The following is a 1,639-nucleotide window of genomic DNA, read 5'->3' as shown; positions in this document are numbered from 1 at the left end:
GGCGACTGCGCTCACGGTCGGTTCAGGACCCGCCCGACGGGACCCCGTCCTCCAGCGCGTCGACGCCGATCCGGAGCGAGTCGGAGCCGGCGGCCAGCAGCGCGGAGGCGGCGGGACCGAGCCCGAGACAGACGTCGTCGGTCCCGGAGCTTCGGGCGAGCGTCCGGAGCACGGACGGGTCCGTGAGTTCGATCCCGGACCCGTCGTCGCCGAACCGCTCCAAGACCGTTCCGACGCCGAGACACAGGAGGTCGTCGTCGGAGTTCGCCGGGTCAACCTCGACGACGACCGGGTGGCCGTCCGTCCGGATCGCGCCCCCGGTCACCGCGCTCTTCGGCGAGCTGTCCAGGAGGACCCCGTCCCGGTCCGCGCCGCGGCAGGTTATCTCGCAGTCCGTCACCCTCGATCCCGGTGCCGATTGGAGGTCTATCGCGACGCCCCCGGACGCGTCCCCGCCGACCGTGACGTTCTGTAGTCGCGTCCAGTGCGGCCCCGGCGGCCGCTGCCGGTCCGGTCGGAACGGGAGCGCTCCCACCGGTCCCCGGCGCACCGCCGGCGTCCCGTCGATGTCACAGCGGATCTCCGTGTCGCGGACGGTGAGGTTCCGGGCCACCGGCGACTGTTCGATGACCGACTGCGACAGCGGCGACGAGCGAGCGTGGAGCGTACAGCCGCGGATCTCCGCGCCGCCCGGAAGCGCCGGTGCGTCCGTCCGCTGGATGCCCTGCTCGACGACGATCGCCCGGGTGTTGAACTCCGTCGAGGTGTCTACCGTCCCGCCGGTGTATCTGTCGAGGTCTATCTCGACCGTACAGTTCTCGACGTAGCTCCCCGCGCCGCCGATGCGCGGGCCGCAGACGTTGTTGTTGAGGAAGTAGCAGCCGACGACCTCGACGTTCCCGGGCGTTCGGGAACCGTACACGCCGTTGTTACCGAACTCGCGGAAATCGCAGTCCTCGATGCGGACCGTCCCCTTGTTCGACCAGCCGATCCACACGCCTATCCGGCCGTTTCCGCCCTCGTATCCGTCGATCCGAGACCCCTTCTTCGCCACCACGTTCCGCAGGACTCCGCGCCCGTTCTCGCTGCGGACCGCGAGGAGGAACGCGCTCGTCGTCCCGCCGGACGAGGGGTTCGTCCCGCGCCCGACGAACTCGACGTTCTCGACGTGAAAATGGTGCCGACAGTTGAGCCGGATCCCGGCCGTCGTCGCCGGCGCGCGGATATCGATATCGACGTTCTCGACGAGGACGTCGTCGACGGCCGCTCCCTGTCCGTCGAACAGCAGTCCGTCGAACCCGAAGTCCGGGGAGAGCTCGACGGCCTCCAGTCCGAGAATCCCGACGCGCTCGGCGTCGAGGGACACGGAACCGCCGAACCGGTAGCTCCCCTTCGGAAACGCCAGCAACGTCCCGTCGTTCGACAGCGCGTCCTCGACGTCGTCCTCCGCCGCGACCTCGCCCGACGGGTCCAGTCCGAGGTCGTCGACCGCGTTCAGCACCCGGTCGAACTCGATCCCGTGGCGGCTACCGAGCCGGTCCGCGTCGAACTCGATCCGTGCGCCGTCGCCGTCCGTTCCGTTTCCGGATGCGTCCGCTCCCGGAGCGGCCGAGCCGTCTGTCAGTTCCGCGGACGTTCC

Annotated in this window: 1 protein-coding gene; it reads right to left on the bottom strand. The window is 70.0% G+C overall.

Features of this window, described 5'->3' with window-relative positions; genetic code table 11:
- Positions 1-22: 22 nt before the first annotated feature.
- A partial coding sequence (locus tag BN903_RS12810; protein ID WP_195155807.1) for a right-handed parallel beta-helix repeat-containing protein occupies positions 23-1,639 on the bottom strand: 1,617 nt, incomplete at its 5' end.

The sequence above is a fragment of the Halorubrum sp. AJ67 genome, assembly GCF_000513435.1.
The sequence above is the reverse complement of the archived record's forward strand: the minus strand, read 5'-3'. Positions and strand labels throughout refer to the sequence as shown.